The sequence below is a fragment of the Mycobacterium angelicum genome (assembly GCF_002086155.1).
Lineage (GTDB): Bacteria > Actinomycetota > Actinomycetes > Mycobacteriales > Mycobacteriaceae > Mycobacterium > Mycobacterium angelicum.
On the sequence record NZ_MVHE01000007.1, the window covers coordinates 96,029 to 122,838 of the forward strand.

29 protein-coding genes and 1 tRNA gene are annotated in these 26,810 nt (G+C 66.3%); 15 read left to right on the forward strand and 15 right to left on the reverse strand.

The window, feature by feature from the left end; all coding sequences use genetic code 11:
- Positions 1-115 precede the first annotated feature (115 nt).
- Entirely contained in the window at positions 116-1,471 is a 1,356-nt protein-coding gene (locus BST12_RS07430) for an NEL-type E3 ubiquitin ligase domain-containing protein (RefSeq protein WP_083112463.1), read from the forward strand.
- A gap of 1 nt (position 1,472) precedes the next feature.
- Here the strand turns inward: BST12_RS07430 and rsmI are convergent, their stop codons facing one another.
- Complete coding sequence (rsmI, locus tag BST12_RS07435) at positions 1,473-2,330, reverse strand: 16S rRNA (cytidine(1402)-2'-O)-methyltransferase (RefSeq protein ID WP_083112464.1); 858 nt, start codon at positions 2,328-2,330, stop codon at positions 1,473-1,475.
- A gap of 69 nt (positions 2,331-2,399) precedes the next feature.
- Between rsmI and BST12_RS07440 the strand changes: the two genes are divergently transcribed.
- Together BST12_RS07440 and BST12_RS07445 are read left to right on the forward strand one after the other, a co-directional pair.
- Complete coding sequence (locus BST12_RS07440) at positions 2,400-3,911, forward strand: dolichyl-phosphate-mannose--protein mannosyltransferase (protein WP_139801542.1); 1,512 nt, start codon at positions 2,400-2,402, stop codon at positions 3,909-3,911.
- A gap of 119 nt (positions 3,912-4,030) precedes the next feature.
- Positions 4,031-4,876, forward strand: a complete 846-nt coding sequence (locus tag BST12_RS07445; protein WP_245850123.1) for a hypothetical protein — start codon at positions 4,031-4,033, stop codon at positions 4,874-4,876.
- Positions 4,877-4,936: 60 nt separating this feature from the next.
- Here the strand turns inward: BST12_RS07445 and arcA are convergent, their stop codons facing one another.
- Positions 4,937-6,145, reverse strand: a complete 1,209-nt coding sequence (gene arcA, locus BST12_RS07450; protein WP_083112467.1) for an arginine deiminase — start codon at positions 6,143-6,145, stop codon at positions 4,937-4,939.
- A 69-nt stretch (positions 6,146-6,214) separates the two neighbouring features.
- Here arcA and BST12_RS07455 point away from each other — a divergent pair, with 69 nt between their 5' ends.
- Positions 6,215-6,811, forward strand: coding sequence for an alpha-ketoglutarate-dependent dioxygenase AlkB family protein (locus BST12_RS07455; RefSeq protein ID WP_211281226.1), 597 nt, complete (start codon positions 6,215-6,217; stop codon positions 6,809-6,811).
- 3 nt (positions 6,812-6,814) lie between these two features.
- Here the strand turns inward: BST12_RS07455 and BST12_RS07460 are convergent, their stop codons facing one another.
- Genes BST12_RS07460 through BST12_RS07470 form a run of 3 tightly spaced genes read right to left on the reverse strand, consistent with a single transcriptional unit; the run spans position 6,815 to position 9,176 of the window.
- Complete coding sequence (locus BST12_RS07460; protein WP_083112545.1) at positions 6,815-7,474, reverse strand: DUF5642 family protein; 660 nt, start codon at positions 7,472-7,474, stop codon at positions 6,815-6,817.
- A 28-nt stretch (positions 7,475-7,502) separates the two neighbouring features.
- Positions 7,503-8,177 (reverse strand): DUF5642 family protein, encoded by a 675-nt coding sequence (locus tag BST12_RS07465; protein ID WP_083112469.1) that lies wholly within the window; start codon positions 8,175-8,177, stop codon positions 7,503-7,505.
- Positions 8,178-8,183: 6 nt separating this feature from the next.
- Positions 8,184-9,176 (reverse strand): GNAT family N-acetyltransferase, encoded by a 993-nt coding sequence (locus BST12_RS07470; protein ID WP_083112470.1) that lies wholly within the window; start codon positions 9,174-9,176, stop codon positions 8,184-8,186.
- Between the two features lie 83 nt (positions 9,177-9,259).
- On the opposite strand from BST12_RS07470, the gene BST12_RS07475 reads away from it, so the two are divergent.
- Positions 9,260-10,006 carry a class I SAM-dependent methyltransferase gene (locus tag BST12_RS07475; RefSeq protein WP_083112471.1) on the forward strand — a complete coding sequence of 249 codons (747 nt, stop codon included), beginning with the start codon at positions 9,260-9,262 and terminating at the stop codon, positions 10,004-10,006.
- Between the two features lie 7 nt (positions 10,007-10,013).
- On the opposite strand, the gene BST12_RS07480 is transcribed toward BST12_RS07475, so the two are convergent.
- The gene (locus BST12_RS07480) at positions 10,014-10,265 is read right to left on the reverse strand and encodes a hypothetical protein (RefSeq protein ID WP_083112472.1); all 252 of its coding nucleotides are present in this window, start codon (positions 10,263-10,265) and stop codon (positions 10,014-10,016) included.
- Between the two features lie 144 nt (positions 10,266-10,409).
- Here BST12_RS07480 and BST12_RS07485 point away from each other — a divergent pair, with 144 nt between their 5' ends.
- The 7 genes from BST12_RS07485 (at position 10,410) to BST12_RS07515 (ending at position 17,427) form a co-directional block, all read left to right on the forward strand.
- Positions 10,410-10,943, forward strand: coding sequence for a hypothetical protein (locus BST12_RS07485; RefSeq protein WP_083112473.1), 534 nt, complete (start codon positions 10,410-10,412; stop codon positions 10,941-10,943).
- Positions 10,944-11,068: 125 nt separating this feature from the next.
- Positions 11,069-11,752, forward strand: a complete 684-nt coding sequence (locus tag BST12_RS07490) for a C39 family peptidase (protein ID WP_083112474.1) — start codon at positions 11,069-11,071, stop codon at positions 11,750-11,752.
- Between the two features lie 65 nt (positions 11,753-11,817).
- Positions 11,818-12,234 carry a hypothetical protein gene (locus BST12_RS07495; RefSeq protein ID WP_083112475.1) on the forward strand — a complete coding sequence of 139 codons (417 nt, stop codon included), beginning with the start codon at positions 11,818-11,820 and terminating at the stop codon, positions 12,232-12,234.
- A 74-nt stretch (positions 12,235-12,308) separates the two neighbouring features.
- Positions 12,309-12,752: an MmpS family transport accessory protein gene (locus BST12_RS07500; RefSeq protein ID WP_245850124.1), complete on the forward strand. Its 444-nt coding sequence runs from the start codon at positions 12,309-12,311 to the stop codon at positions 12,750-12,752.
- 59 nt (positions 12,753-12,811) lie between these two features.
- Positions 12,812-15,559 (forward strand): MMPL/RND family transporter, encoded by a 2,748-nt coding sequence (locus tag BST12_RS07505; protein ID WP_211281231.1) that lies wholly within the window; start codon positions 12,812-12,814, stop codon positions 15,557-15,559.
- Between the two features lie 83 nt (positions 15,560-15,642).
- The gene (locus BST12_RS07510; protein ID WP_083112476.1) at positions 15,643-15,840 is read left to right on the forward strand and encodes a hypothetical protein; all 198 of its coding nucleotides are present in this window, start codon (positions 15,643-15,645) and stop codon (positions 15,838-15,840) included.
- Positions 15,841-15,906: 66 nt separating this feature from the next.
- Positions 15,907-17,427, forward strand: a complete 1,521-nt coding sequence (locus tag BST12_RS07515) for a molybdopterin-dependent oxidoreductase (protein WP_372510896.1) — start codon at positions 15,907-15,909, stop codon at positions 17,425-17,427.
- 9 nt (positions 17,428-17,436) lie between these two features.
- Here the strand turns inward: BST12_RS07515 and BST12_RS07520 are convergent, their stop codons facing one another.
- The 9 genes from BST12_RS07520 to BST12_RS07560 form a co-directional block, all read right to left on the reverse strand.
- Positions 17,437-17,637, reverse strand: coding sequence for a hypothetical protein (locus BST12_RS07520; RefSeq protein WP_083112477.1), 201 nt, complete (start codon positions 17,635-17,637; stop codon positions 17,437-17,439).
- A 10-nt stretch (positions 17,638-17,647) separates the two neighbouring features.
- Entirely contained in the window at positions 17,648-18,934 is a 1,287-nt protein-coding gene (locus BST12_RS07525; protein ID WP_083112478.1) for a cytochrome P450, read from the reverse strand.
- 20 nt (positions 18,935-18,954) lie between these two features.
- Complete coding sequence (locus BST12_RS07530) at positions 18,955-20,337, reverse strand: NAD(P)/FAD-dependent oxidoreductase (protein WP_083112479.1); 1,383 nt, start codon at positions 20,335-20,337, stop codon at positions 18,955-18,957.
- A gap of 10 nt (positions 20,338-20,347) precedes the next feature.
- On the reverse strand, positions 20,348-20,548 hold the full coding sequence (locus tag BST12_RS07535; RefSeq protein WP_083112480.1) for a ferredoxin: 201 nt from the start codon (positions 20,546-20,548) through the stop codon (positions 20,348-20,350).
- A gap of 124 nt (positions 20,549-20,672) precedes the next feature.
- Positions 20,673-20,748, reverse strand: a tRNA-Ala gene (locus tag BST12_RS07540).
- Positions 20,749-20,797: 49 nt separating this feature from the next.
- Positions 20,798-21,829, reverse strand: coding sequence for a divisome protein SepX/GlpR (gene sepX / locus BST12_RS07545; RefSeq protein WP_083112481.1), 1,032 nt, complete (start codon positions 21,827-21,829; stop codon positions 20,798-20,800).
- A 263-nt stretch (positions 21,830-22,092) separates the two neighbouring features.
- Positions 22,093-22,746, reverse strand: coding sequence for a GNAT family N-acetyltransferase (locus BST12_RS07550; RefSeq protein ID WP_083112482.1), 654 nt, complete (start codon positions 22,744-22,746; stop codon positions 22,093-22,095).
- Between the two features lie 11 nt (positions 22,747-22,757).
- Entirely contained in the window at positions 22,758-24,035 is a 1,278-nt protein-coding gene (glp, locus tag BST12_RS07555) for a molybdotransferase-like divisome protein Glp (protein WP_083112483.1), read from the reverse strand.
- Between the two features lie 47 nt (positions 24,036-24,082).
- Positions 24,083-24,994, reverse strand: coding sequence for a UTP--glucose-1-phosphate uridylyltransferase (locus tag BST12_RS07560; protein WP_083112484.1), 912 nt, complete (start codon positions 24,992-24,994; stop codon positions 24,083-24,085).
- A gap of 75 nt (positions 24,995-25,069) precedes the next feature.
- On the opposite strand from BST12_RS07560, the gene BST12_RS07565 reads away from it, so the two are divergent.
- The 3 genes from BST12_RS07565 (at position 25,070) to BST12_RS07575 (ending at position 26,766) form a co-directional block, all read left to right on the forward strand.
- Positions 25,070-25,675: a 5-formyltetrahydrofolate cyclo-ligase gene (locus BST12_RS07565; RefSeq protein WP_083112485.1), complete on the forward strand. Its 606-nt coding sequence runs from the start codon at positions 25,070-25,072 to the stop codon at positions 25,673-25,675.
- A 51-nt stretch (positions 25,676-25,726) separates the two neighbouring features.
- Positions 25,727-26,047 (forward strand): FmdB family zinc ribbon protein, encoded by a 321-nt coding sequence (locus tag BST12_RS07570; RefSeq protein ID WP_083112486.1) that lies wholly within the window; start codon positions 25,727-25,729, stop codon positions 26,045-26,047.
- A gap of 65 nt (positions 26,048-26,112) precedes the next feature.
- A complete protein-coding gene (locus BST12_RS07575; protein ID WP_083112487.1) occupies positions 26,113-26,766 on the forward strand; it encodes an SAF domain-containing protein in 654 nt (217 codons plus the stop codon).
- Positions 26,767-26,810 lie beyond the last annotated feature (44 nt).

The following is a 26,810-nucleotide window of genomic DNA, read 5'->3' on the forward strand; positions in this document are numbered from 1 at the left end:
CACGGACCGGGCGGTCGAATTTCGCCATAACGCCCACACGAGCGGCCAACCGTGCCTAAGCTCCAATAATCGACCCGAGGGGATCGCGCGTGGAGATTGGGAGAGGGGTCTTTTCATGAGAGTCGCCGTCGTTGGGGTTGCGGCTGCCGCCGCAGTAGGGGCGACGCTGGCGGTTGCACCGTTGACGCTGTCCGGGCAGATGAACTCGCCGAACCCAGGGGGATGCTCGGCAGGTCAGCAATGTGATCGGTTGGCTTCGGTGCTGATGCCGGGGTCCGGCAAGGCCGCTCCGGCGGCACCCGCCCGCCAGGTTCCCGCGGCCGTCGAGCCGCCGGCACCGACCATCGCGCCGGCCATGGCAGCGGCGCCGCCAGAGCCGGCAGCGGCCCGCGCCGTCCCGGGTGTGGCTACCAACCCCGGTGGCGCCAGCATGCTGCCCGGCATCTCCGACGCCGGCCCGGTAGCCGTGCCACCTGCGGCCGCCCTGCCCGCGCTGCCACCGGGAGTGCCCGACATCGGCATCCCCGGCGTCGGCATCCCGGGGATCGGCATTCCCGGCGTTCCCGAGGTCGCCGGCCTGGCCAGCATCCCGCAGGGCGTGAACGCGGCCACCGCCGTCGTCAACGGCGTCCTGGGCGTCGGAAACACCATCTCCGGCACCATCAGCACCACCGCACTGGCCGTCACCTATGTCGTGCTCGCCTACAACACACTGCAGTCCTCGGGCATCCTGCCCGCGGCGTCAAACGCCGTGAACGGCGCGGTGAACACCGTCAGCTCGCTGCTGCTGCCCGTGTCCAAGGCGCTACCGGCGGTGAACCTGCCGGGCCTGGGCCTGCCTGGTCTGCCGTCCATCCCCGGGTTGTCACCGGCCAGCCTGGTCGGGCTGCTGGGGACGGGTGGCCTGCCCAGCATCGGCCTGCCGGGTCTGCCGGGCGCGTCAGCGGAGGGTCTGATCAGCATGGCCGCCGCCGCTCTTCCGGGTATCGGTTTGCCGAGTCTGCCGGGAATGTCGCCGCAGGATTTGGTCGCGCTGGCCGCCGGCAGCCTGCCGCAGCTGGCCGCCGTGCTGCCGACGCTGCAGGGCCTGCCGGGTCTGCCGGCCGGTATCCCGGGTCTGCCCGCGGGTGTGGACCCGATGGCGCTGGCTGCCGCACTGCCGGGAATGCTGGCCGCGGCCGGTCTCCCGGCGGATCCAGCGGCCATCGCCGCGATGATCCCGGGACTGCTCGCGTCGGGTGCCATTCCGGGCCTGCCCGCTGGTCTGCCGGCCGGCCTGCCGGGTCTGCCCGCTGGTCTGCTGGGTCTGCCCGCTGGCGTGCCGGCCGGCTTGCCGGGTCTGCCCGCTGGTCTGCCGGGTCTGCCGGCGCTGCCGGCCGGTCTGCCCGGCCTGCCGCCTGGCTTGCCCGGACCGCCGGCGATCCACGGCTGCACACCGGCGATCGGTCCGATCGCGCCCTTGTGCGGGTAACCTACGGTTGTTCCGGTTCGCCGGCCTCCCGGCGTGATTGGAGCACCGCGTCGTAGAGCTGGCGCGAGCGCACCCCCGCGTGCGCCGCGGCCACCTCACTGCAGGCGTCCTTGATACGAACGCCGGCCGCGACGAGATCCTCGACCTGGTCTATCAGCGATGCCACATCGGCGCTCGGAGTCGCACCGGCCAGCACCACGGTGATCTCGCCGAGCACGCCGCCGTCCGCCCAGGCGGCCAGCTCGCCCAGCGATCCACGCACCACTTCCTCGTGCACCTTCGTCAACTCCCGGCAGATCGCGGCCTGGCGCGCCCCGCCCAGTTGCTCGACCGCATCGCGCAAACATGCGGCCAGCCGGCGCGGTGATTCGAAGAACACGCAGGTGCGCCGCTCGTCGGCCAGCGAAGCAAGCCACGTTCGGCGCGCCGAGCTCTTGCGCGGGGCAAAGCCCTCAAAGCAGAACTTGTCGGCCGGCAGACCCGACACCACCAGCGCAGTGATCACCGCCGACGGCCCGGGCAGGCAATGCACCGGCAGGCCGGCCTCGACGCATGCCGCCACCAGCCGATAGCCCGGGTCGCTGATCACCGGCATCCCGGCGTCACTGACCACCAGCACGGTCGCTCCGGCGGCCATCGCGTCGACCAGCGCGGCCGCCCGGGACGCCTCGACCCGGTCGAACAGGCTGACCACCCGGCCCCCGATCGTGACGTCGAGCGCCTTGGCCAACGTCCGCACCCGCCGGGTGTCTTCGGCAGCCACCACATCGGCGCTGGCCAGCGCTTCGATCAGCCGGGGCGAGGCATCCGACGGCTGACCCAACGGGGTTGCGCCCAGCAACAGACGGCCAGAGGTCATGACGGACAGCCTACGATCGACGTGATGACCGCCCCGCCCACCGAAACGTCCGTCCTGGATGGGGACCGCGTGGCGCCCGTCGTCAGCCCCGGCCCGGTGCTGCCGGTAGCCGATTTCGGTCCGCTGGACCGCATGCGCGGCTGGATCGTGACCGGTGCAATCACCTTGCTCGCCATACTGACCCGGTTCTTGAACCTGGGCTCGCCCACCGACGCCGGCACGCCCGTCTTCGACGAGAAGCACTACGCCCCGCAGGCCTGGCAGGTGCTGAACAACCATTGGATCGAGGACAATCCCGGATTCGGACTGGTGGTTCACCCGCCGGTCGGCAAGCAACTGATCGCCATCGGCGAGGCGCTGTTCGGCTACAACGGATTCGGCTGGCGATTCAGCGGCGCGGTATTAGGGGTCGTTCTGGTTGGGCTGGTCACCCGGATCGTCCGGCGGATCAGTCGCTCGACGCTGGTGGGCGCCATCGCGGGGCTGCTGCTCATCTGCGACGGCGTCAGCTTTGTCGCCGCGCGGACCGCGCTGCTGGATGGTTTCCTCACCTTCTTCGTGGTCGCGGCGTTCGGCGCGCTGATCGTCGACCGCGATCAGGTGCGACAACGCATGCACATAGCCGCGCTGGAGAACCGCATCGCCGATACGGTGTGGGGCCCGCGGCTGGGGGTGCGCTGGTGGCGGTTCGGCGCCGGAGTGCTGCTCGGATTGGCTTGTGGGACAAAGTGGTCCGGGTTGTACTTCGTGGTGTTCTTCGGCGCGATGTCGCTGGTGTTCGACGTGGCGGCACGCCGCCAGTACCACGTGCTGCGGCCGTGGCTGGGCACACTGCGCCGCGATCTGATCCCGACCGGTTACGCGCTGGCATTGATCCCGTTGGGCGTCTACCTGGCCAGCTACGCGGGGTGGTTCGCGTCCGAGACCGCGATCGACCGCCACCAGGTGGGCCAGACCATCGGTCCGCACAGCGTCGTGCCGTTGCCCGACGCCATCCGTTCGTTGTGGTACTACCACGCCAAGGCGTTGCATTTCCATGCGGGCCTGACGAATTCGGCCGGCAACTACCACCCGTGGGAGTCCAAGCCGTGGAGCTGGCCGATGTCGTTGCGGCCGGTGCTCTACGCCATCGATCAGCAGAACGTCCCGGGCTGCGGGTCGCAGTCGTGCGTCAAGGCCGAGATGCTGGTCGGCACACCGGCCCTGTGGTGGCTGGCGGTCCCCGTTCTGTTGTATTCGTTGTGGCGGATGTTCGTCCGCCGGGACTGGCGTTATGCGGTTGTCCTGACCGGTTATTGCGCCGGGTGGTTACCGTGGTTCGCCGACATCGACCGGCAGATGTACTTCTTCTACGCGGCGACGATGGGGCCGTTTCTGGTGATGGCCATTGCGCTGATACTCGGCGATATCCTCCACCACCCCGGCCAGAGCAGGGAGCGCCGCACCTTGGGCCTGATCGCCGTGTGCTGCTATGTGGCGCTGGTGGTGACGAATTTCGCGTGGCTGTTCCCGGTGCTCACCGGTCTGCCGATATCCCAGCAGACCTGGAACATGGAGATCTGGCTGCCCAGCTGGCGTTAGCTCGTTCCGGTTCCCGCTTCCTGCGCCGAGATTGCCGTGAGGGCTGTGGTTCGGCGGGCGTCACGACCATGGTGGCAATTTCGGCGAGGCGTGTCGGTCGCCCAGAGCATGATCGCCGCGTGACCGTATTCCTGGCCAGCGAAGCGATCGCCGGCGGAACCCTGACCCGCGGCCAATTGCGTTGGAACTACCGGCAACTCCATCCCAACGTGTACCTGCCCAAGGACGCCGACAGGACACTGTGGGACAACATCCACGCGGCCTGGTTGTGGTCAGGGCGAAGGGGCGTCATCGGTGGGCTCGCGGCAGCCGCGCTGCACGAAGCGAAATGGCTGGACAACTTCACGCCGGTAGACCTGATCGGCCAGTTCAGCCATCCGCCCGCGGGCGTCATCGTCCGCCGGGAGCGGCTGGGAGCCGACGACGTCATCGAAGTGGGCGGGCTAGCGGTGACTAATCCGGTTCGTACGGCGTTCGATATCGCTCGTCATCTGCCGCGGGACCGGGCCGTCACTCATCTGGACGCTCTGTCGGCCGCGAGCGGCCTGACGGCCGATGAAATAGCGCCCCTGATCGCCCGCCACAAGGGCGCCAGGGGCGTACGGCGATGCCGAGATGCCTTGTCACTCATGGACGGTGGCGCCCAGTCGCCGAAAGAGAGCTGGCTGCGGCTAGTCCTCATCGATGCGGGATTACCCAGACCGGCAACGCAGATCAAGATCTCGGATGGCACTCTCGTCGCCTACCTCGACATGGGCTGGGAGGGACCGAAAGTCGCCCTCGAATACGACGGCGACCACCATCGCAGTGATCGACGACAGTACGTCAAGGACATTCGCAGAGGTGAAATGATCGAAGGTCTCGGTTGGCACGTGATCAAGGTGATCAACGAGGATCGCCCCGCCGTCGTCATAGCGCGGGTGCGTGCGGCGCTGGCCCGCCGGTCAGCGCCGAAATTGCCGTAGCGGCTGTGGTTCCGCGTTTGTCGCGACCCTGACGGCAATCTCGGCGGACGGGGACATGCGCTAAATGGGATCGCGCGCGGCCGGGCAGGACATGCAGCGCGGCCCGCCGCGGCCGGTACCCAATTCAGAGCCCGCGATGGTCAGCACTTCGATGCCCGCGTCCTGTAGACGCGCGTTGGTCTGGGTATTGCGCTCATAGGCCACCACGACACCGGGCGCCAGCGCCAGCGTGTTGTTGCCGTCGTCCCACTGCTCGCGTTCGGCGACGAGTGGGTCCAGGCCGGTGTGGATGACATGCAGTTTGTCGATGCCCATCGCCGCGGCCGCCGCCTCCAGGAACGGGGCCTCGTCGCTGATGGTCACGCCGTCGGGTGTGCGCTGAATTGTGAACGCCGACAACGTATCCACGATGTTCGCATACATCAGCACCGTGTCGGTGTCGACCATCGTCAACACCGTATCCAGATGCATTTGCGCCCGCTGCTGCGCGATCGGCACCGCCAGCACCGTTTGGGCCAGCTCGTCGTCAAAAAGGCTGCGCGCCAACGCTTCCGCGCCGGCCGGAGTGGTGCGCTCCCCCACGCCGACGGCGACCACACCGGGAGCCAGCAACAGCACGTCACCGCCCTCGACCGGGGCGGTACGCGATTCGTAGGCCCGTCGCACGCCGGTGAACCGTGGGTGGTGGGCGTAGATGAGGTCGGTCAACGACGCCTCGCGCACCCGCGCCCGCAGCGCCAGCGACGGAATCACCACCCGCGGCCCCATCCAGATCGACGAATCGCGGGTGAACACCAGGTTCGGCAACGGCTCGATGACGAAATCCGCGCCGTGGTGCATGCGAAGTACCAGCGACACCGCGGCCCGGATCTCGGCGGGCAGCTCGTTGAACGTCATGCCGGCCGTCAGCACATTCGCCAGCGCGACCGGGTCGAGGCTGCGCAGGTATGCCGAAAGTTCTTGCGCCAGAGGCAAACCCAATCGCCGTCCGTCAACCGCTGCGGCCACCCCCTGCATCCGGGCGGCACCGCTGTGGTGCAGCGCCTCGGTCAGCAGATCGGACAGCAGCAGCACCTCCACCCCGCGTGAACGCAGCACCTCGGCGAATTCGTCATGCTCGTCCTGCGCGCGCGATACCCACGGCAGCCCGTCGAAGAGCAACTGGTCGACGTTGCGCGGGTTGAGTCGGCGCAGTTCGGCTCCCGGGCGGTGCAGGATTGCCACCCGCAGCGTTCCGACCTCGGAATCCGACCCCAACTCGACAGCCACACGACAAACGTAGCCTGCGAGCGCGCCGCGCACCCGCTGATCGAACGCGTGTGCGATAGAATCGCGGTCGTGGCGATCGCGGTACAAGGCTCGCTATTCCAGCACAACGAGCGCAGGCAACTCGGTGACGGCGCCTTCATCGACGTGCGCGCCGGCTGGCTCAGCGGGGCCGATGACCTGCTACGGGAACTCCTCGCGAAAGTGCCGTGGCGAGCCGAGCGCCGCCAGATGTACGACCGGCTGGTCGACGTGCCGCGCCTGGTCAGCTTCCACGACCTTACGGTCGAGGACCCGCCGCATCCGCAACTCGCGCGGCTTCGCCGGCGGCTCAACGACATCTACGGCGGCGAGCTGGGCGAGCCGTTCACCACCGTCGGACTGTGTTGCTACCGCGACGGCTCGGACAGCGTGGCCTGGCACGGCGACACCATCGGGCGCAGCAGCACCGAGGACACCATGGTCGCCATCGTCAGCCTGGGCGCCACCCGCACCTTCGCGATGCGCCGCCGCGGCGGCGGCCCGTCGCTGCGGTTGCCGCTGGCCCACGGCGACCTGTTGGTGATGGGCGGGTCATGCCAACGCACCTGGGAGCACTCGGTTCCCAAGACGTCCGCGCCGTCGGGCCCGCGGGTCAGCATCCAGTTCCGCCCGCGTGGCGTGCGTTAGCAATCAGCTGCGCACCGCCGCGACGGCCTTGACAAGTAGATCCCGGGCCCGTTGGGTGTCGATCTTGACCAGCGGCTGATCCGGGATCACCAGTGGGTTGGCGATGACAATCACCTGGTAATCACCAAAGTGCGCGGAGTAGTCGTACAGCTCCCCGGTGCGCGCCGCCCCGCCGACCACCGCCTGCAGCACGCGGTGGATACCCAGCGTCTGGGCCGCGTCGATCTTCGGCGCATCGACCACCTCCATGGCGCCGCGCAACTGGGCGCCGCTGAAGGCAACCTTCTTGCAGTCCTGGCCCGGGTCGTTGACCGGCAACGGCTGCGAGGTCTCCACCGCGATCACCACGAACCGATTGCCGTTGCCTTCGGCCGAGACGGCGGCCATGTTGCCTTGCACTCCGGCCGGCATGTCCGGGCCGGCAGCCGCTTTCGCGCAGTTCGGCGGATCGAAGGTCAGCCCCTCGGGCAACTTCCGCGACGAAAAGAAGGCCGGATCGATAGCTCGCAGGCCGACCTCGGTGACCTTGAACTCCGGGCCGAAACTCGACTTCACTTCGGCGACCTTGGCGATCTCGACCTTGGCGGGTTGCGAAGAATTGGCCCCTGGCGAGCAGCCGACGAGCAGGCACACCGAGCCGACAGCGAGCACTGCCTTCAACATTGTGGTCACCCTACCCAAGCGCGGGTGCTCAACTGCGTAACGTCGACACCGTTTTGACCAGCAGATCGGCGGCGAACTGCGGCGGCAACGGCGGCAGCATCGAACCGGGATCGGTGGTCAGCGTGGTGAACACGTAGTAGTCGCCCAGGTAGGCGATGAATGTCACCGTCCGCGAATCGATCTGGCTGCCCGACTCGACGGCTGTGCGGATATCGGCCACCATGCCGACGGTTTCGGCGCCGTCGATGTGCGGGGCGTCGACGAGGCCCACCCGGGCCGTGGTGTGCCGGTCCGATACGGTCCACTGCCCGCAGTTTGCGACGACGCTGTGGTCCAGCGCCACGGCAACGTTCACCACTACCGCGTCGACGATGCCGCCCGAGCCCGACCCGGAAAGACCCTGCGCGGATTGGTCTAGCCCATAGCCGGGATCGGCCAGCGTCAAGCACTCGGGCGGCTTGGCCGCCGCGTCGACCTCCACACCCCAGATCACCCGCGGGGATAGTCCGCTGGGGATTTCGTTCGTCACCTCGTAGCCGGGCGGCAGTTCGCGGGCGACTCGTTTGATGTTGCCCGGGTTGATGGCGGCCCGATGGGCCGGCGGTGACGACGGAACCGACGATGGCGCCGGCGCGGGCGAGTGAGCGCACCCGCCCACCGCAAGGGCTGCCAGCGCGCCAATCCAGGCCTGTGAGCGGCTCATGGGCGTTCAGCCGACCGCCTCGATCACCTGCCGGGCCACCCGCTTGATGTGCTCAGCCATGTCGCGTCCGAGGCCCAGGTCGCGTGGACCCGGCACGTCGATGACGGTAGTGATGACCCCGACGTCTTCGCGCTGCCAAATCGCGCCGTGGCGATCCATGATGGTTCGCATCGGCACGTTATCGGAAAGCATTCGCGCAGAGAACTTTTCGACCCCGTCGAGGCGCGCGGCGACGGCCAGCGCCCCGATCAGAAAGCTGCCTATCCCCCGGCCTTGATAGGCGTCGGCGACGGTGAACGCGATTTCGGCGACGGTCGGATCCGTCTCGTCGCGTACGAAGCGCGCGTCGGCCACCGGGTCGCCGCCGTCGGTGATCACCCACACGAAGTGGTCGACGTAATCGACCTCCGCCAGGTAATGCATCAGCGCCTCGGTGGGGACACGGGCCGACATGAATCGCCGGTACAGCGTGTCGTGGGAGAACTTGACGTGTCCATGCACGGTGCGTTCCCGGTCGCCGGGAAGGACGGGACGCAGCATCAGTTCGGTCCCGTCGCGCAGCCGAATCGGGATGGGCGTGACGAAGGCGGCCAGCCGTTGCCGCACGGTGCGCAGCAGCCGGTCCATGATCCCGGGGATGTGCACCATCCGGGCCAGCGCGTCGCTGTCGCCGATCCAACCGGTCAGTGGCTCGGTGGTGATAACCGTTGCCGTGCGCGGAATGTCACGCAGCAGCGCGATTTCCCCGACGATCATCCCCGGCAACGCCTGGTCGACGATCACCGTTCCGTCGTCGCCGACGTGTTTGACTTCGGCACTGCCCGACGAGATGAGCAGGAATGAAACGGCCTGCTCACCTTGGCGCATCAGCAGTTGGCCGGCCCCGGCCTGCAGCGGCGCGACGCTGGCTGCCAGCGGCATCAGATCCTCGGGCGGGCATCCCTGAAAGATGTCCAGGCCCGCGAGTTCTTCGACCCGAGCGCCGGTCAGTTCGGCCACCGCGATATCCGCCCCTGTTCCCTCCACGACCAGATTCGACTCAGGTTATGGCGTCGGCTGCCGCTGCGGCAAGATGGACCGGGATGGACGACACCAAGGATCCGATCGAGCTCACTCGCGGTCTGCTCGACAAGTCCGCGGTGCTGCGGCATGGGTTTCTCGACGTGCTGGGGGAATCGACGAGTTCTCCAGTCCCGACGTTTGCTCAGCGCGCGATGAACAGTGCGTTCGTGGCAACCGTCTACGAACGGTTGTGGCGGCCGACGTCGTTCTATCTGGCCAGCGGTGTCACCACCCGCGCCGAGCAGCGCCGCGCCGCGGCGGCGCTACATCTGGCCGATGCCGACAGGTTGCTCGACGTGGCTTGCGGGCCAGGCAATTTCACCGTTCCGCTGGCAGCACACCTGCCGGCGGGCGGCCTCGCGGTCGGGTTCGACATCTCCGAGCCGATGTTGACCCGGGCGGTACTGGACAACAGCACGCCGCAGACGTGTTATGTCCGCGGCGATGCGCGCGAGCTGCCGTTCGGCGCCGAAACATTCGACGCCGTCTGCTGTTTCGGCGCCCTGTACCTGATGCCCGAGCCGTTTCGGATCGCGCACGAGATGGTACGGGTACTTCGCCCCGGCGGGCGGATCGCGATCCTCACCAGCTATTCCGGACAAGCACCACCCATCCGCTATGCGCTGAACACCGTCGCCCGCGCGATCGGACTGACCATGTTCGACGCGCACGCCTTCGTCGACCTGTTCGCCGCGGCGGGACTGGTCGACATCGACCAACACGCGCAGCGCGCGCTGCAGTTCGTCACTGCCGCCAAACCTCGGTGACAGCCGCCTACGACGCCGCCTGGCAGAGGCCGAGTAGCCGGACCACCGGCGTGCCGGCTTCGTACTCCAAGACCCACGGTTCGCCGCCGTTGACGGCTTCTGACGTCAGCCTGACCATCACGGGCTGGCCGCTGCGCTGGCTCAGCTGCGTGCATTCGACCTGAAACAGGCGATACTCGCCGTCGGCGGGAATGGCCAGTGAAAAGCCCGGCTCGACAGCTTCGACAGGTACCTTTTGCAGGTAGTACTTGGTACTCATTTCCCTGACAGTAGGGGCCGCTTGTTACGGTTTGGTCTTCGCCACGCTTGTCTTAGCGAATGTTCAGCTGAATTTAGGAACTTCATCAGGCTTCGCGCGGGATCGCCCTGATCACAGCGGTTTACGGGTTGGTAGCGTGGCCCGGTGACCGTCGCCGCGTTCGTCCTAAGCGTGATCGCCATCGTGCTCGCCGCGGCGTCGCTCGGCTGGCAAGTGGTCGCGGCCCTGCGGGCCAGACGGCGGCCGAAGCTGACACCCGTCATTGGCCGTTTGACGCCCGAGGGACTGGTGACCAACGATGCCGGCTCCGACGTACGCGAGGCCCTGCTCAACGCGGCCGAAGCGACCCCGGAGGGCCAGTTCCTCATCGGCGTGAAGGTCGTCAACGCCGGACGGGTGCCATTTCATGTCGCCGGGTGGGCAATACGCGCCGATCGCGGTGGTACGTCATTGGTTCCGGTCGACGAGCCGGGCGCCGGCGCTGAGGTTCCACACGACATCGCGCCAGGGGGCAGTGCAACTTTCCTCACCAAACTGCAGAACGCACAGCATTTCGCCGAGGCCGTTGCGGGCGACCCCGACCAACCCGCGCGTACGGTGCTCACCGTGTCGTCAGGTGAACGCAGCTATACGACCGAACTTGTTACTGCAGAACTGCTTTCGCTCGTATCCCGATAGCGGCCGCGTTCACCGGTTGCCGCGGCGGCCGTCACGCCAAGAATCCTTTTAGAAAACGCCAAGGCCGGCGTCGGATCCTTTGCACCCGAACTCCGCTCCACCGCAGAAGGAGAAAGGGGCAGCCGATGAGGACCATCAGGTTGGCGACGCTCGCCAAGACCCTCCCCATGACCCTCGCCGTCGCTGCAGTGGCCAGTGGTGTGGTGCTGGGATTGGCCGCCCCGGCCGGCTCGACGCCGGGCGCCATGTACGGCGATCCGGCGGCGGCCGCCAAGTACTGGCGCTACCAGCAGTATTGGGACGATTGCGTCCTCATGTCGAGCGCCGACGTGGTCGGTGAAATGACTGGTGCGGAGCCCGCTGAGGAGGACATTATCGAGATGGCGCAGTCGACTCCGAGCTCGCAGGGCCCCGGCCCGATCTACACCCGTCCGGCTAACCCTCAGGACCCGAATTCGGGAGAGGGCACCTGGTTCAGGGACATTCCGACGCTGCTGGCGCGCTACAACGTCGCCGCGGTGATCGTGAACAGCGACATGGCGGGGCTCGAGCAGGCACTGGGCGCCGGCCACAAGGTGGTTGCCAGCGTCAATGGTGAACTCATCTGGAACCAGCCTGTCAAGGATTGGGACAACAGCGGTAACCCCGGGCATAACCACACCGTGGTGGTGACCGGCGTCGACACCGGCGCCGAAATCGTCCACCTCAACGACAGCGGTACCCGTCGCGGAGCCGACGAGCAAGTCCCCTTTGCACTCTTCCTGCAAGCGTGGGCGACCAGCGGCGACCTGATGGCCGTCACTACCTGACGTCTCGTCCGCCGTGGCAGCGCCGCGCGATGCTAGGTTCAAGGGCGCGGCGAGGGAGCGGACCAATGGACGTAGGCCTATGGGGTTATCTGACAATGGTGACCTTGGCGCTGACATTGATCTTTGCCACCGTCGCTTCGGTATTCGTAAAACGGCTCGTGGGCCGCGGGCCTACTCCGATTAGCGAAGAGCTTGGCAGCGCTAAAACGGTGATGGCCAAAGTGCGCAAACGCGAACCGATGACCGACGACGAATTGACTTATGCAAAACGCATCGTTGCCGATCGCGGATCATTGATGGCGCTCTGCATTCCCGGCACTTTGTTCATGCTGGGTTGCTTTTTTGTGTTCGGCAGTCTCTACCACTTGCATGGGGCCACTCCATCAGAGCGGACATTTCTCGGTGTGTTCCCGATGCTGACGTCGACGAACCTCGCCATTCGATTACGCAGCAGCGCGCGGATGAAAAAGCGTCTGCAGTAGCGTTCCGTCAGGCATGGGCATGAGGCGGAGGTGAGGATGCACGATCCGGAACCGGATTCTTCAGGGGTGATCGAGTGAGCCCCCGCCCAGTCGGCAGGACCGTGTTGGCGCGAGCCTGGATGCCTTTGGTCGCCGTCATTGTGGTCGCGGTGGGCGTATTGGGCATGTGGAAGGTGCATCAGCAATCCGCTCCTGAGCCGGTCATCACGGTCAACGGCCCGCAAGCGCCGGAGCGGTCCACGCTCAAACGGCTCACCTACGAGTTGTTCGGCTCTGCCGGTGCCGGGGGGATGCTCGTCTACGTCGACGTCGACGGCCATCCGCATCGGGTCGACATCACCAACCTGCCTTGGTCGCACACCGAGGCGACCACGCTGACCGTGGTGTCCGGCAGTCTTTCGGCGCAGGTTCACGGTGGCCAGATCGGCTGCCGGATACTGGTCAATGGCGTTGTCCGCGACGAACAATCCGACACCCATCAGGATGCGGACGTTACCTGCAGAGTGAAATCCGCGTGAGCGAGCAGCGGGCGAAACGGCCCTTCATCCCAAGAACGGTCCGCACCTTCGCCATACCGATGATCTTGTTCTGGGGCCTGCTCGCAGTCTCGACGAATACCTTTGTGCCCCAAGTGGAAAGGGTCGCAGAAGAACTCGCCGGGCCGATGGTGCCGCATTACGCGCCGTCGCAACGGGCCATGCTGCGCATCGGTGAGAAGTTCCGCGAGTCCACCTCGACCAGCTTGACCATGGTCGTCCTGGAAGCCGACCGGCCGTTGGGCGATGTGGACCACCAGTACTACGACGACCTGATGCGCCGGCTCAAGCAAGACACCGCGCACGTGCAGTACGTCATGGATCTGTGGGGCAAGCCGATCACCGCGGCGGGGGCGCAAAGCGTCGACGGCAAGGCCGCATTCGTGCTGCTGCGGCTGGCCGGCGATATCGGCCAAATGCAAGCGAATCAGTCCGTTGCCGCCGTTCGGGATACCGTCGCCAAGGACACCCCGCCGCCCGGCCTCAAGGTCTACGTCAGCGGCGCGGCGCCGCTTGCCTCGGACACAGTGGCCATCGCCAATTCGAGTCTGAACAACATCACCATCGTGACGATCATCCTGATCGTGGTGATGCTGCTGCTCGTCTACCGCTCGATCAGCACGCTGCTGGTGCCGTTGCTCGGAGTTCTGATCGAGATGCTGGTCGCCAAGGGGATGGTGGCAACCCTCGGGCATTTCGGGTTCATCGAGCTCTCGTCGTTCGCGGTGAACATCGTCGTCGCGCTGACGTTGGGAGCGGGCACCGATTACGGCATCTTCCTGATGGGTCGCTACCACGAGGCGCGACAGGCGGGCCAAGACCGAGAAGAGGCGTTTTACACCGCCTACAAGGGCGTGACGCCCATCATCGTAGGCTCGGGTCTGACCATTGCCGGCGCGTGCTATTGCCTGACCTTTGCGCGGCTCAACTACTTCCACACCATGGGTCCGGCCGTGGCGATCAGCATGGTGTTGACCATCGTGCAAGCGCTGACGCTTGGCCCGGCGTTATTGACGGTGGGCAGTCTGTTCGGGCTCTTCGATCCAAGGCAGCAGGCCAAGGCGCGGTTGTACCGCCGGATCGGGGCGAGCGTAGTGCGGTGGCCGGTGCCGATCCTGGCGGCCAGTTCGGCCGTCGTCATGATCGGTGCGATCTTCGTGCCGACCTACCGGGTGAACTACGACGACCGCCAATACCAGCCGCCCAATGCCCCTGCCAACCAAGGGTTTGCGGCGGCCAACCGGCACTTCACCAAGAGCAAGCTATTCTCCGAGATGCTGATGGTCGAGACGGACCATGACATGCGAAACTCGGCGGACTTCATCTCGCTGGACCGGGTCGCCAAGAGCCTCATTCGCCTCCCCGGCGTCGCGATGGTGCAAAGCATCACCAGGCCCATGGGCCGGCCATTGGAACACGCCACGCTGCCCTATCTGTTCACCACGCAAGGCAGCGGCAACGGTCAACAGCTGCCGTTCAACATGCAGCAGAATGCCAATACCGACCGGCAGGCAGAGATTCAATCGCACACCGTCGCGGTACTGGACAGATTGGTCGGCCTCTTCCAGCGGATGTCGGACGAGATGCACAAGACGGTCGTCACCATGGAGGACATGAAGCGGGTCACCGACCAGATGAACGAAGAGATCTCAAATCTCGACGATTTCTTCCGGCCCATCCGCAGCTATTTCTATTGGGAGCGGCACTGTTTCGACGTTCCGGTTTGCTGGGCTTTCAGATCGGTATTCGACACCCTCGACGGCATCGACCACCTGGCCGCCGATATCACCCAGGCCGTCGGGTCTCTCGAGATCATCGACAAGCTGCTGCCGCAAATGGTCACACAGTTCAAGCTCATGAGGGACGACACGGCGGCCCTGCAGGCGCTGCTGGTCAACAGTTACGGTTCGGCGAATCTGCAGTCGATCCAGACCGACCAGACATTCGACGACCTGATCAATGTGGGGCTCGACTTCGACCGGGCCCGCAGCGACGACTTCTTCTACATTCCCCACGAAGGTTTCGACAACGAAGACGTCCAGACCGGTATGACGCTCATGATGTCGCCGGACGGTAAGGCGGCTCGGTTCATCGTCACCCACGAGGGCAATGCCATGGGCCCCGAAGGCGTGACCCATGTCGAACAGTTCCCCGCGGCGATAACCATCGCTTTGAAAGAGACCTCGTTGGCCGGCGCGCGGGTCTACATCGGCGGCTCGGGATCCAACGACAAGGACATCAAGCAGTACTCCGCATCCGATCTGCTCATCGTGGCGATCGCCGCCTTCGTGCTGATCTTCTTGATCATGATGTTCCTCACCCGGAGTCTGGTGGCGGCCTTGGTGATTCCGGGCACCGTCGCCTTCTCCTATGCCGGGGCGTTCGGTCTTTCGGTGCTCGTCTGGCAGCACCTCATCGGCCTGCATTTGCATTGGCTGGTATTGCCGCTGACGTTCATCATCCTGGTGGCGGTGGGATCGGACTACAACCTGCTGTTGATCGCCCGGGCCAAAGAAGAAATTCATGCCGGGTTGAACACCGGTCTCATTCGCGCGCTGGGCAGTACCGGTGGCGTGGTGACGTCTGCGGGTTTGGTGTTCGCGTTCACCATGCTGGCAATGCTCACCAGCGATTTGCGCACGATCGGTCAGGTGGGTTCGACGGTGTGCATCGGCCTGCTGCTCGACACGCTGATCGTGCGATCGTTCGTCGTGCCGTGCATCGTGCGAATCCTCGGGCCGTGGTTCTGGTGGCCGACGCTGGTGCGGCCGCGTCCGTTACGCGTCTAAGCCGTTAGATACAAGGCGCGCTTGTACCCCTGCAAGGACGCGGCCACTACTGCGGGGTGGTCGCCGAATGAACGATCAGTGTCATGACCACTTCACCCAACCCCACCTGCGACGCCGCGATAAGCGCCGCGCCCGTCGCGGAAGTCGGATTGCTGCACCGCTGCGTGATCATCGCCGTGCTGACCGCGGCGGCCATCGTCGGCTTCGGCGGTCTTGCCGCGACCTGCCGGGCCGACACCGGGGAACCCGCCCGCACCTTCGCATCAGCGCCTCTGACCTGACTTCCGCTTTCGCCTGCCCGCCAACGTTTTACACGTCATACGGCCGAATGCGAGTACAGTAGCTCGATGACCCAGTCGAATGCGCGGATGGTTGCCGGTGTCGCCGCGGCGTTCGTCTCACTTGGGGTAGCCCAGTTAGCGGACATCCCGTTCGGAGCGCGGGCCGATGCACGTACCGCGATCGGCGCCGTGCTCGTCGACCTGACACCGGGGCCCATCAAAGAGTGGGCGATTCAGACGCTGGGTTCTCTGGACAAACTCTTCCTGGCCGGCGCCGTGCTCGTCGGCATCATTACGATCGCAGCGATCGCCGGAAGCCTGGAGACCCAGCGGCGCCCGATCGGCAGTGCCGTGCTCACCGCGGCGGGCGTTCTGGGCTGCGCCGCAGTGCTGTCGAGGCAGGGTGCGACGGCAGTCGACCTGATCCCCACCGTTGCGGGCACCGCATGCGGTGTGGCGGTTCTGCGTTTTCTCACCCGCCGTTTCTGGCCCGGCCCGGAGGACCCCGAAGACATGGCGGATACCGGCAGACGGCGGCTGGTCGTGTTCGGCTTGCTCGGATTCGGACTGGTAAGCGGCGTGGTGGGTGCCGTCATCACGCGGGCGGTGCATTCGGTGGCCGGCGACCGAAACAACTTCACCCTTCCCCGGCCACGATCACCCGCGCCGCCCATACCTGCCGATGTGCAACCGAATGGCGTTGCGCTACCTAGCTTTATCACTCCCAGCGCCGACTTCTATCGGGTCGACACCGCACTCAGTGTCCCCCAGCTCAGCCAACACGACTGGCGGCTACGCATCCACGGCATGGTGGATCGGGAAGTGACCTACAGCCTCGACGACCTTGCCCGCTTCGAAGTCGTCGAAACGGTGACGACGTTGACCTGTGTGTCGAATCCCGTTGGCGGCAACCTGATTTCGACCGGCGTCTGGACGGGCTACCGGGTGGCTGAGCTGCTCGCGGCGGCCCATGTGCACACCGACGCCGACATGGTGCTCTCGACGTCGATCGACGGGTTCACCGCCGGCACACCGGTAGCTGCACTCACCGAGGGGCGCAATGCGCTCCTGGCCGTCGGTCTCAACGGCCAGCCCCTGCCGATCGAACACGGCTACCCGGCCAGGCTGGTGGTGCCCGGGCTGTACGGATATGTATCGGCTACCAAATGGGTCGTCGACTTGGAGCTGACCCGCTTCGACAGAGCCAAGGCGTACTGGACCCGCCAGGGCTGGGCGGCGCGGGCACCCATTAAGACTGAATCGCGCATCGACGTGCCGCGGGGTGGCCAGCAAGTGCCGCTGGGACCCGCAATGTTCGGCGGTGTCGCGTGGGCGCAAAACCGTGGCGTACGGGCGGTGGAGGTACGCATCGGCGACGGCGAGTGGCAGCCGGCTGAACTGGGCGCAAGCTATTCCAACGAGACGTGGCGGTTGTGGCGCTTCCCGTGGCAGGCGGACAGCCCTGGCAAACACACCATCTCGGTGCGCGCCACCGACAACACCGGTGCCGTCCAGACCTCCGAGCGGGCCAGCCCTGACCCCGACGGTGCCACCGGCTGGCATACGGTGAACTTCACCGTCGGCTAGGGCGACTTCCTATTTGGAAGACAGTTTCCGCCAACTGATTACCGCAATCCCGATGCCGATCAGCACGGTGATCGGACCAATGATGGACCAGGTGGTGGTATTGCTCATCGGGCTGCCGCCCAGCACGCCGAAACCCTGCAGTGCCCAGATCAGACCGAACAGCGCAACGAGCAACCCGAATGCGAATGTGACGACGAAAGCCCTACTCATACCCGGAAGCCTAGGGCCTCTCTCGTCCTTCTTCGGGCGCTATTTCGTCGAAGTCGACGAGCAGATGGCGCGGCCCTCGGAAGACCTGGCTTATACGGTACGGCGGCGGGTCCGCTACCAACCGCGGGTTTACCACCCGGCGCAGGAACGCCTCGAATGCGGTGTTGACCTCCAGGCGGGCAAGAGGACCGCCGAAGCAGACGTGAATGCCGCGCCCCCAACCCACGTGCTCGTTGTCTTTTCGTTCGGGGTTGAAGCTGTTGGGGTCGGCGAAGCGCCGGGGGTCACGGTTGGCTGCGCCGTACATCAGGAAAATGGGCGCTCCCTTGGGGATTACCGTGCCGGCGATCTCGATGTCGGCCAGCGCCGAGCGGCTGGGGAAGAACTGCACCGAGGACTGCAGGCGCAGTACCTCTTCAATGGCGCCGGGAATCAATTCCGGCCGGCTACACAACAATTCGATGGACTCCGGGTTGCGCAGCACGGTGAGGATGCAGTGCGAGATCAGGTTGACCGTGGAATCGTGGCCGGCGACCAACAGTAGTGCCGTGTTGTTCACGATTTCGCTCGGCGACATGGGTCCGTCGGGTCCGCGGTCGTGCACCAGTTGCGAAATCATGCCGGGGCACGGCGATTTCTCGGCCCGCTCGACCAGCCCGATCAGGTATCTCCTGAATTGTTGGTTAGCCGCAAGGCCTTTGGCGCGACGGACTTGGCCCTCCTCGGTTTCGATCTCGGGACCCAAGTCGAAGATGCCGGCCATCACGTCGGCAATCCAGGCGTGAAACTGCGGCTCGTCTTCCGTCGGCACACCCAGGATGTGGCAGATCACCTGCACCGGCAGCGGGTAGGCGAATTCGTCGACCACGTCGATGCGCGTTTTGCCGATCGCCGCATCGAGCAGGTCGTTGACGATCTGGCGACACAGCGGCTCCTGGCTGGGGATGACGTCTACCGCATGCGGTGGGCCGAAATACCGCATGCACGATCGGCGCGCCCGGTCGTGGTCGGGCGGGTCTTGCATGATGAAACTGGCGTCCTGCCCATATCGTTCGACCATCTCGGCCACTGCCGGATCGGTGATTTCCCGGGGACGCGCACCCAGCGGACTCCTGCGCATATCGGAGCTGACTCGCGGATCGTGCGCCAGTGCAATGAGTTCCTCATATCCGGTGACGGCGTAGACGCCGTTGGCCACCCGGTCGACCGGCGTCTTGCGCAGCTCGTCGAAGAACGGGTAAGGGTTGGCCCGGTTCTCGTGTTTCATGGCCTCGTTCCAGGCCTCTTCGGGGGTCATAACGGCTCGCTTGTCGTCAATCAGCTTCGGCGGGGCCGGAATTCGGCTCGGCGTTCGGATGGGTCGTGACCGGTCAGCACCACGTCGGGCGCCTCGGTGGGCACCCCGCGCGCCGGGAAATCGGCCGGCATTACCCGCATGTCCTCGGGAAAATCAGTGCCAGCCGGATTCGGCGGGAACGGTGCCGAACGCGCAATCTGCGCTTCGTAATAGGGGATCCATTTGCCGTGATTGAAGGTGACGGCACCGACGATGCGCCCCCGGCGGCCGTAGGCCGCGGCAAACCGGCGTTGCTTGACCGAGCCCTGGGTGAACATGATTTCCTCGCCGTAGGAGGGAACCCCGACGGATTTTATGTTGATGCCGAACTGGCCCGACCAGAATTGCGGGATCATCAAATGCGCCCAGCGGTCCGTTTCGTGGCACAACATGTTGTGGGCCGCAACCTGGGCTCCCAGCACCGCGTTGTCCCAGTGCTCCATGGCCAAGAACTGGTAGTCGTAAAGCACGTGCGGGGCCCGCGCAATATCGCCGGCCACGAAGATGCGATTGGTGACCACGCCGTTGACGTCGAACACTCGGCAGCCCGCGTCGCAACCCACACCCCAGAACCCGGTGGCCAGACCGGCCCCCTCGAGCCACTCGACATTGCGGATCGATCCCAGCGAGGTCACCACCACATCGACATCGAGGGTGCTGCCGTCGGACAGCCGTGCCCGACGCACGTGTCCGCTCGCGTCGCCTTCCATGCCCAGCACCGAAACCCCGGTGCGAAGATCCACCCCGGCCTCGCGCTGCACTTCGGCGGCGATCTTGCCGATCACTCCGCCCAATGGACCGCACAGCGGGGCCGGGCCCCGCTCGGCGACGGTGACTTCCAGCCCCAGGCCGCGGCACACCGAGGCAACTTCGGAACCGATGAAGCCTGACCCGATGATGAGGACTCGCCGGGGCTTGTCGGCCAGAGCCGCTTGCAGCCGGGCCGCGTCGGCGCTCGTACGCAGGGTGTGGACGCCGTCCAGCGCCGCTTCGTCGGGGTTGGGCCACTGGCGCGATCGCACCCCGGTCGCGATCAACAATCGATCTCCCGGGACTTCGCTGCCATCGGCAAGGCCCACAACGGAATTGGCGCGGTCCAGAGAGGTCGCGGCGACACCGAGCCGCCACTCTGCCTTGACGTCGCGCATGCGGGGCAGCTTGGTCGCATCGGCACCCACCCATCCGGTGAGTACCGCTTTGGACAGCGGTGGCCGGTCATACGGCTCGTCGGGTTCATCGCCGATGATCGTCAGATGTCCGCGGAAACCCTCTTTGCGCAGCGCTTCAGCGGCGCGCAGGCCGGCCAAAGAGGCGCCGACGATGACGATGCGTCCATCGTCTTTATGGGCGTCCCCGCCGGTCATGGCCGGCCCGTCACTCGCCGGCGAATTGCTCGACGATGATCGCCTGCACCGGGCACGATGCCGCGGCGCGCAATACGTGCAGACGTTGGCTGTCATCCGGGTTCGGGTTGTACGTCAGGGCCTCTTCACCGTTGAGCTTGAGAACCTCCGGCGCGAGCGGCACGCACTGGGCATAGCCCAGGCAGCGGTTCAAATCGACGACAATTCGCATACGCACCGCCTCAAACTTCTTCAAGTTCAGACCTGGACCGTACGCCTGAAAGGAATAATCGGAAACCGGCCCACGACAACCGGTGGTTTTGCAGCCCTGACCTGCGCTCTGACCTGCAGAAATGTGGTGGAGCTAAGGGGATTCGAACCCCTGACCTACTCGATGCGAACGAGTCGCGCTACCAACTGCGCCATAGCCCCTGATCGCTAGCAGGCTACCAGCCGCGACCCCCGTTGATCGAACCGCGCACTACTGCCCGACGGCGCGCGGCAGGTCGCGCGGCCAGCCGTAGTTGCGCATCGGCACCGCGTTGTCCAGGTGCTCGAAGATCGGGTCTTCGTCGTCGATCTCCAGGACCACCGCGCCGGGACGTCGCAACCGGGACGGCACCACGTCGTACTCGTGGTCATAGGTGTTCTCCACGCCGAGCCGGGCCCGCGCCATCCGCTGCATCCGGCGCCGCCGAACCTTCTCCTCGATGCGGGTTTGGCGGCGCAGATACCCCAGGTAAAGGACGGTGAATGTGGTGGCGGTGCCGCAGATCCACCAGGCCAGCGGCGACACTTCGAAGGCCGCGACGGCCGACCCGATCAGGATTACGGCCATCGCCATCAGTAGGCGCTTGCGGAACGCGTACTTACGGGCGCTGACGGCCGCGGCGGTCTTCGACTCGAAGCGGCGCCGCCGCGACGCTCCCGAGGCGTAAGTGACCGGCGCGTCGTCGTCGTCTTCCTCGGCGGGCTCCAGGCCCGAGGAATCCTCGACGTACTCGTACTCGTCGTCGGCCAGTTCGTGCTCGGCTTCGGGCTCCATCGTTTCTTCGGCGGGCTCGTCGGCGGCAACCAGAGTGGGTTCGGGCATCTCGGCACTGACCCCCGCCGGAAGCGCGGCCGAGTCCTCGACCACATCGACATCCAGGTAGTCGGGTTCGTCGGGCTCAACGGTCTTGTCCGCCTTGGCCATTGCCATCACGACGGGCCGCGGACGCTGCTGCACGTCAGCGATTTCGACCCGGTCGGTGTCCGCCTCCCCGTCGGGGTCGGCCGAGTCGTGCTCATACTCCGCTTCCGGCTTCCAGTCGGGGTCGCTGCGATGACCGGCGGCCGGGCCGCCACGTTTGAGCAGGCGGGCATTCGCGCCCCCGTTGAGCACTCTGGTGGCCAGCGCCACGTCGCTGGTACGCCGGACCGCGTCTCGCTTGCTGATCAGCATGGGCACCAGCACGAACAGCCACAGCACCACGAGCGAGATCCACAACAACGACTGCGGGATGCTTGGCATGACCTGCTCCTTTCACCGCCTGGCGCCTTTCGGGCCAGCGCGTCCGGGTCACTGTGACCAGGGCAATTACACACCTGTAATTTGCCTCTTTCAAGCATCACACGCCACATATGTCACGCCAGCCACATTTTTATTGCGGTTTCCTCAAGGCGGCGCGTCCCGGCGCGCCTCGGCGCGTCTCGGCGCGCCGAGATTGCCGTCATGGTCGTGGTTCGGCACGGATCACGACCATGACGGCAATCTCGACGAAAGACACAAGAACGTCAGGGCCAGCTGGCGCGCCCGGCACGCACCAGAGTCGAGGTCACCGACCCGTAGACCTCTTCGGCGGTGATGGCCACCAGCAGATGATCCCGCCACGCCCGGTCGACCTCGAGGTAGCGGCGCAGCAGCCCCTCCTCGCGAAACCCGACTTTCGCCAGCACGGCCCGGCTCGCCGCGTTCTCCGGACGCACCGTGGCCTCCACCCGATGCAAACCGACCGGCCCGAAGCAGTGGTCGAGCCCCAGCGCCAACGCCCCGGTAGCCACCCCTCCCCCGGTCGCCGTGCTCGACACCCAGTAACCGATCCAGGCCGATCGCAGCGCCCCATGAGTGACGTTGCCGATGGTCAACTGACCGCAGAACCGCCCGTCCAGCTCGATCGCGTACGGCAGCATCCGGCCTTTGCGGGCCTCCGACCGCGCACCCGAACACAACGCCGGCCACGCGGCAACCGTGTGCCGGACATTCCAGTCGCCCTCGGCGCTGGGTTCCCACGGCTCGAGATGCGCGCGGTCGGCCAGCCGGATCCGGCTCCACTGCGCGCCATCACGCATTCGTACGGCTCGCAATCGCACCATGCCGGCCGACACCCGCAGCGGCCCAACTGAAGTCGGCCACCCGGGATGCCGGAAATTAGCGCGCAACAGATTCACGAGTATCCCGGTCAGCCATGCTGAGCCAGGAACGCGACGTCGACGATTTCCCCGGTACGGATCTGCTCGGCCCCGCTGGGCACCACCACCAGACAGTTCGCTTCGGCCAACGTGGCCAGCAGATGCGACGAGCCCCCCGGCGCCCCGCCCAGCGCCTGGACCAGGTATTCGCCACTGTCCTGATCGCGCATCAGCTGACCGCGCAGAAATCCCTTGCGCCCGGCCACCGACGTGATCGGGGACAGCGTGCGGGCCTGCACGATCCGGCGCATGGGCTGGCGTTTGCCCAGCGACAGCCGGATCAGCGGCCGGACCATCACCTCGAAGACCACCAAGGCGCTGACCGGGTTGGCCGGCAACAGAAACGTCGGAACGCCGTCGCGGCCCAGCTGTCCGAAACCCTGGACGGATCCCGGATGCATCGCGACCCGGACGACTTCCATCTCACCGAGCTCGGCCAGCACCGAGCGGACCGCCTCGGCCGCCGCGCCGCCGACCCCGCCGGCGATCACCACCACCTCGGCCCGGTTGATCTGGCCCTCGACGATCTCGCCGAGTTCCTTGGCGTTGTTGCTGACGATGCCGACGCGATTCACCTCCGCGCCGGCATCGCGGGCGGCCGCGGCCAAGGCGTAGGAGTTGACGTCGTAGACCTGCCCGTTGCCCGGTGTGCGCGCAATGTCGACCAGCTCGCCACCGACCGCCATGATGGACACCCGCGGCCGGGGGTGCACCAGCACCCGTTCCCGGCCCACCGCGGCCAGCAACCCCACTTGCGCGGCCCCAATGATCGTCCCGGCGCGCACCGCGACGTCACCGGGCTGCACGTCGTCGCCCGCCCGTCGCACGTAGGCGCCCGACGGCGCCCCACGCAAGATCCGGACCCGGTTCATCCCGCCATCGGTCCAGCGCAAGGGCAGGACGGCATCGGCGAGCGTCGGCAGCGGGGCACCGGTCTGCACCCGGGCGGCCTGGCGCGGCTGCAGCCTGCTGGGCGTGCGCGCACCGGCCTCGATGGTTCCCATTACCGGCAGGCTCAGTACGTCGCGGCCCTCTAGGTCGCCTTCGGCGAAAACCTCGACACCACCGGCATCGCCGACACCGAGGACGTCGACGCTGCGCACCGCGTATCCGTCGATGGCGGCCTGATCGAAGCCCGGCATGGGCCGCTCGGTCACGACTTCTTCGGCACACATCAATCCCTGCGCCTCGGCGATGGCAACCCGTATCGGCCTAGGGGCTACCGCTGCTGCCGTAATCCGGGCCTGCTGCTCCTCCACAGAACGCACAGCGCGCCTTTCCGTCGACCCACGTGGCACGAGGTCGTAGAACCCGGCTATTGCTCGGTCAGGCCCAATCGCGCCACCAACCATCGCCGCAAATCCGGGCCATAGTCGTCACGATCCAATGCAAAGTCAACCGCAGCTTTGAGGTACCCGCCGGGATTTCCCAAGTCGTGTCGGGATCCGCGGTGCACAACGACATGCACTGGATGGCCCTCTTTGATCAGCAGCGCGATGGCATCGGTGAGCTGGACTTCGCCGCCGGCACCACGGTCGATGCGGCGCAGCGCATCGAAGATGGCGCGATCCAGCACATAGCGGCCGGCAGCCGCATACATCGACGGAGCTTCGGCGGCCTTGGGTTTCTCGACCATCCCCTTGACCTTGAGCACGTCAGGAATGTCGGTGTCAGGGACCTGCTCGACGTCGAAAACGCCGTAAGCGCTGATCTCTTCCGGCGACACCTCGATGGCACACAACACCGTGCCGCCGAGTTCGGCCCGCACCTGCGACATCGTCTCCAGGACGCCGGTGGGCAGCACCAGGTCATCGGGTAGCAGCACCATGACGGCGTCCTCGTCGTCGGACAGGCTGGGCTCCACGCAGCCGATGGCGTGCCCGAGGCCCAGTGGCTCGGCCTGCACCACCGACTCCACCTTGATCAAAGCCGGGGCACGGCGAACCTTGGCCAGCATGGCCTTCTTGCCGCGCGCCTCGAGGGTGCCCTCGAGCACCAGATCCTCGACGAAATGTGCGACGACGCCATCCTTGCCTTCGGAAGTGACGATCAGCAGACGTTCGGCGCCGGCGCCGGCCGCCTCGGCGGCCACCAGCTCGATGCCGGGCGTATCGACGACGGGCAGCAGCTCCTTGGGCACCGTTTTAGTCGCGGGAAGAAAACGCGTGCCCAGACCGGCGGCGGGGACGATCGCCGTGAACGGGACCGGTGCTTCTGGGCGTGACATTGTTCAAACCATAGCGCCATATACCTGCGGAGTTGCTGTGGCGGCACCAAAGCCGGGGCTGTCATCGTGTAGGGCATGGCGGAGGGCACGGCGGCGGCGAGCAAATCCGCGTTGCGGGACCGGTTGAAGGCGGCCCGGCGACATGTCGCCGACGACGTTCGCGCCGCCGAGGCCCGGCTGCTCTGTGAGCACCTGGAACAGGTCGTGACCGGCGATAACACCGTCTGCGCTTACGTGCCGGTGGGCGCCGAACCGGGGTCGATCGAGATGCTGGACGTCCTGCTGCGCCGCGCCGGCCGGGTGCTGTTGCCTGTCGCGCGCACCAGCGAAGACAACACTCCGGTGCCGCTGCGCTGGGGCGAGTACAGATCGGAGGGACTGGTCACCGCGCGGTGGGGGCTGCTCGAGCCGCCCGAGCCGTGGCTACCGGAGTCGGCGCTGGCCGAAGCGAGCCTGGTACTGCTGCCGGCGCTGGCAGCCGACCGCCGGGGCGTGCGGCTGGGCCGCGGCCAGGGCTTCTACGACCGCTCGCTGGCGGCCCGTGATCCGCGAGCGCGCCTGGTCGCAGTGGTGCGCGACGAAGAATTCGTGGACGAATTGCCCTCCGAGCCGCACGACGTACGAATGACGCACGTACTCACGCCGCGGCGGGGAATGATCGAGGTCACGTGGCGGTTCTAGCACTTGAGACGGTAGAGTGCTAAGCCAGGCTTATATTTTCCGGAGGTTGTTGTGCCGACTTACAGCTACGAGTGCACCGAGTGCGCCGACCGCTTCGACGTTGTGCAGGCCTTCACCGACGACTCGCTGACCACTTGCGAAAAGTGCTCGGGTCGCCTGCGCAAGTTGTTCAACGCCGTCGGCGTTGTGTTCAAGGGCAGCGGTTTCTACCGCACCGACAGTCGCGAATCAGGCAAGAAATCCAAGAGCTCGACCAACGGGTCCTCGACGAGTGACTCCGGTTCGAGCTCGGGGTCCAGCGAGAAGTCGAGCTCGGCATCGAGCGAGAAGGCAAGCAGCGGCTCCACCCCCGCTGCGGCCACCTCAAGCTAGCAAGTTATCCACAACAAGGTTTCTGAGCGTAATCGCCGGCGGCCGGCCGGCGCTACCGTTGCGGCGTGGGCGAATCGCTCAATCCACACTTTTTGAGCCGAATTTCGGCATCCTTGCGTCCGGACTGGACGCGCACGGTGCTGGCCCGGCGCGTCGCCGCCGGCGGCCTCGTCGTATTGGCCGGCATTGCGACGCTGCGGTCGAATCCCGACGGCGACCGTGCCGATGTGCTGGTCGCCGCCCGCGACCTCACGCCGGGCACCGCGCTGACGGCTGACGACCTGCGGATCGAAAAGCGGTTGACGGCAACCGTTCCCGACGGCTCGCAGGGCGACCTGGCTGTTGTCGTCGGGGCCACCCTGGCCAGTCCGACGCGCCGTGGCGAGGTACTTACCGATGTTCGGTTGCTGGGCAGCCGGCTGGCCGAATCCACCGCCGGCCCCGGGGCGCGCATAGTACCCCTGCACCTGGCCGACAGCGCCCTGATTGACCTGATCCGGGTCGGCGACATCGTCGACGTATTGGCCGCACCGGCCCACGACCCACAACCGGTTGCCCGGGTTCTGGCCACCGACGCCATCGTGGTTTTGATTTCAGCCGAACAAAAGCTGCAGGCAGCCGACATCGACCGAGTGGTGTTGGTGGCGCTGCCGGGCCGCGCGGCGAATGCGGTCGCTGGAGCCGCACTGGGTCAGTCGGTCACTCTGATTTTGCACTGAGGGACGAAACGCCGGGCGCGCCAACATGTCAACGCGACGACTGG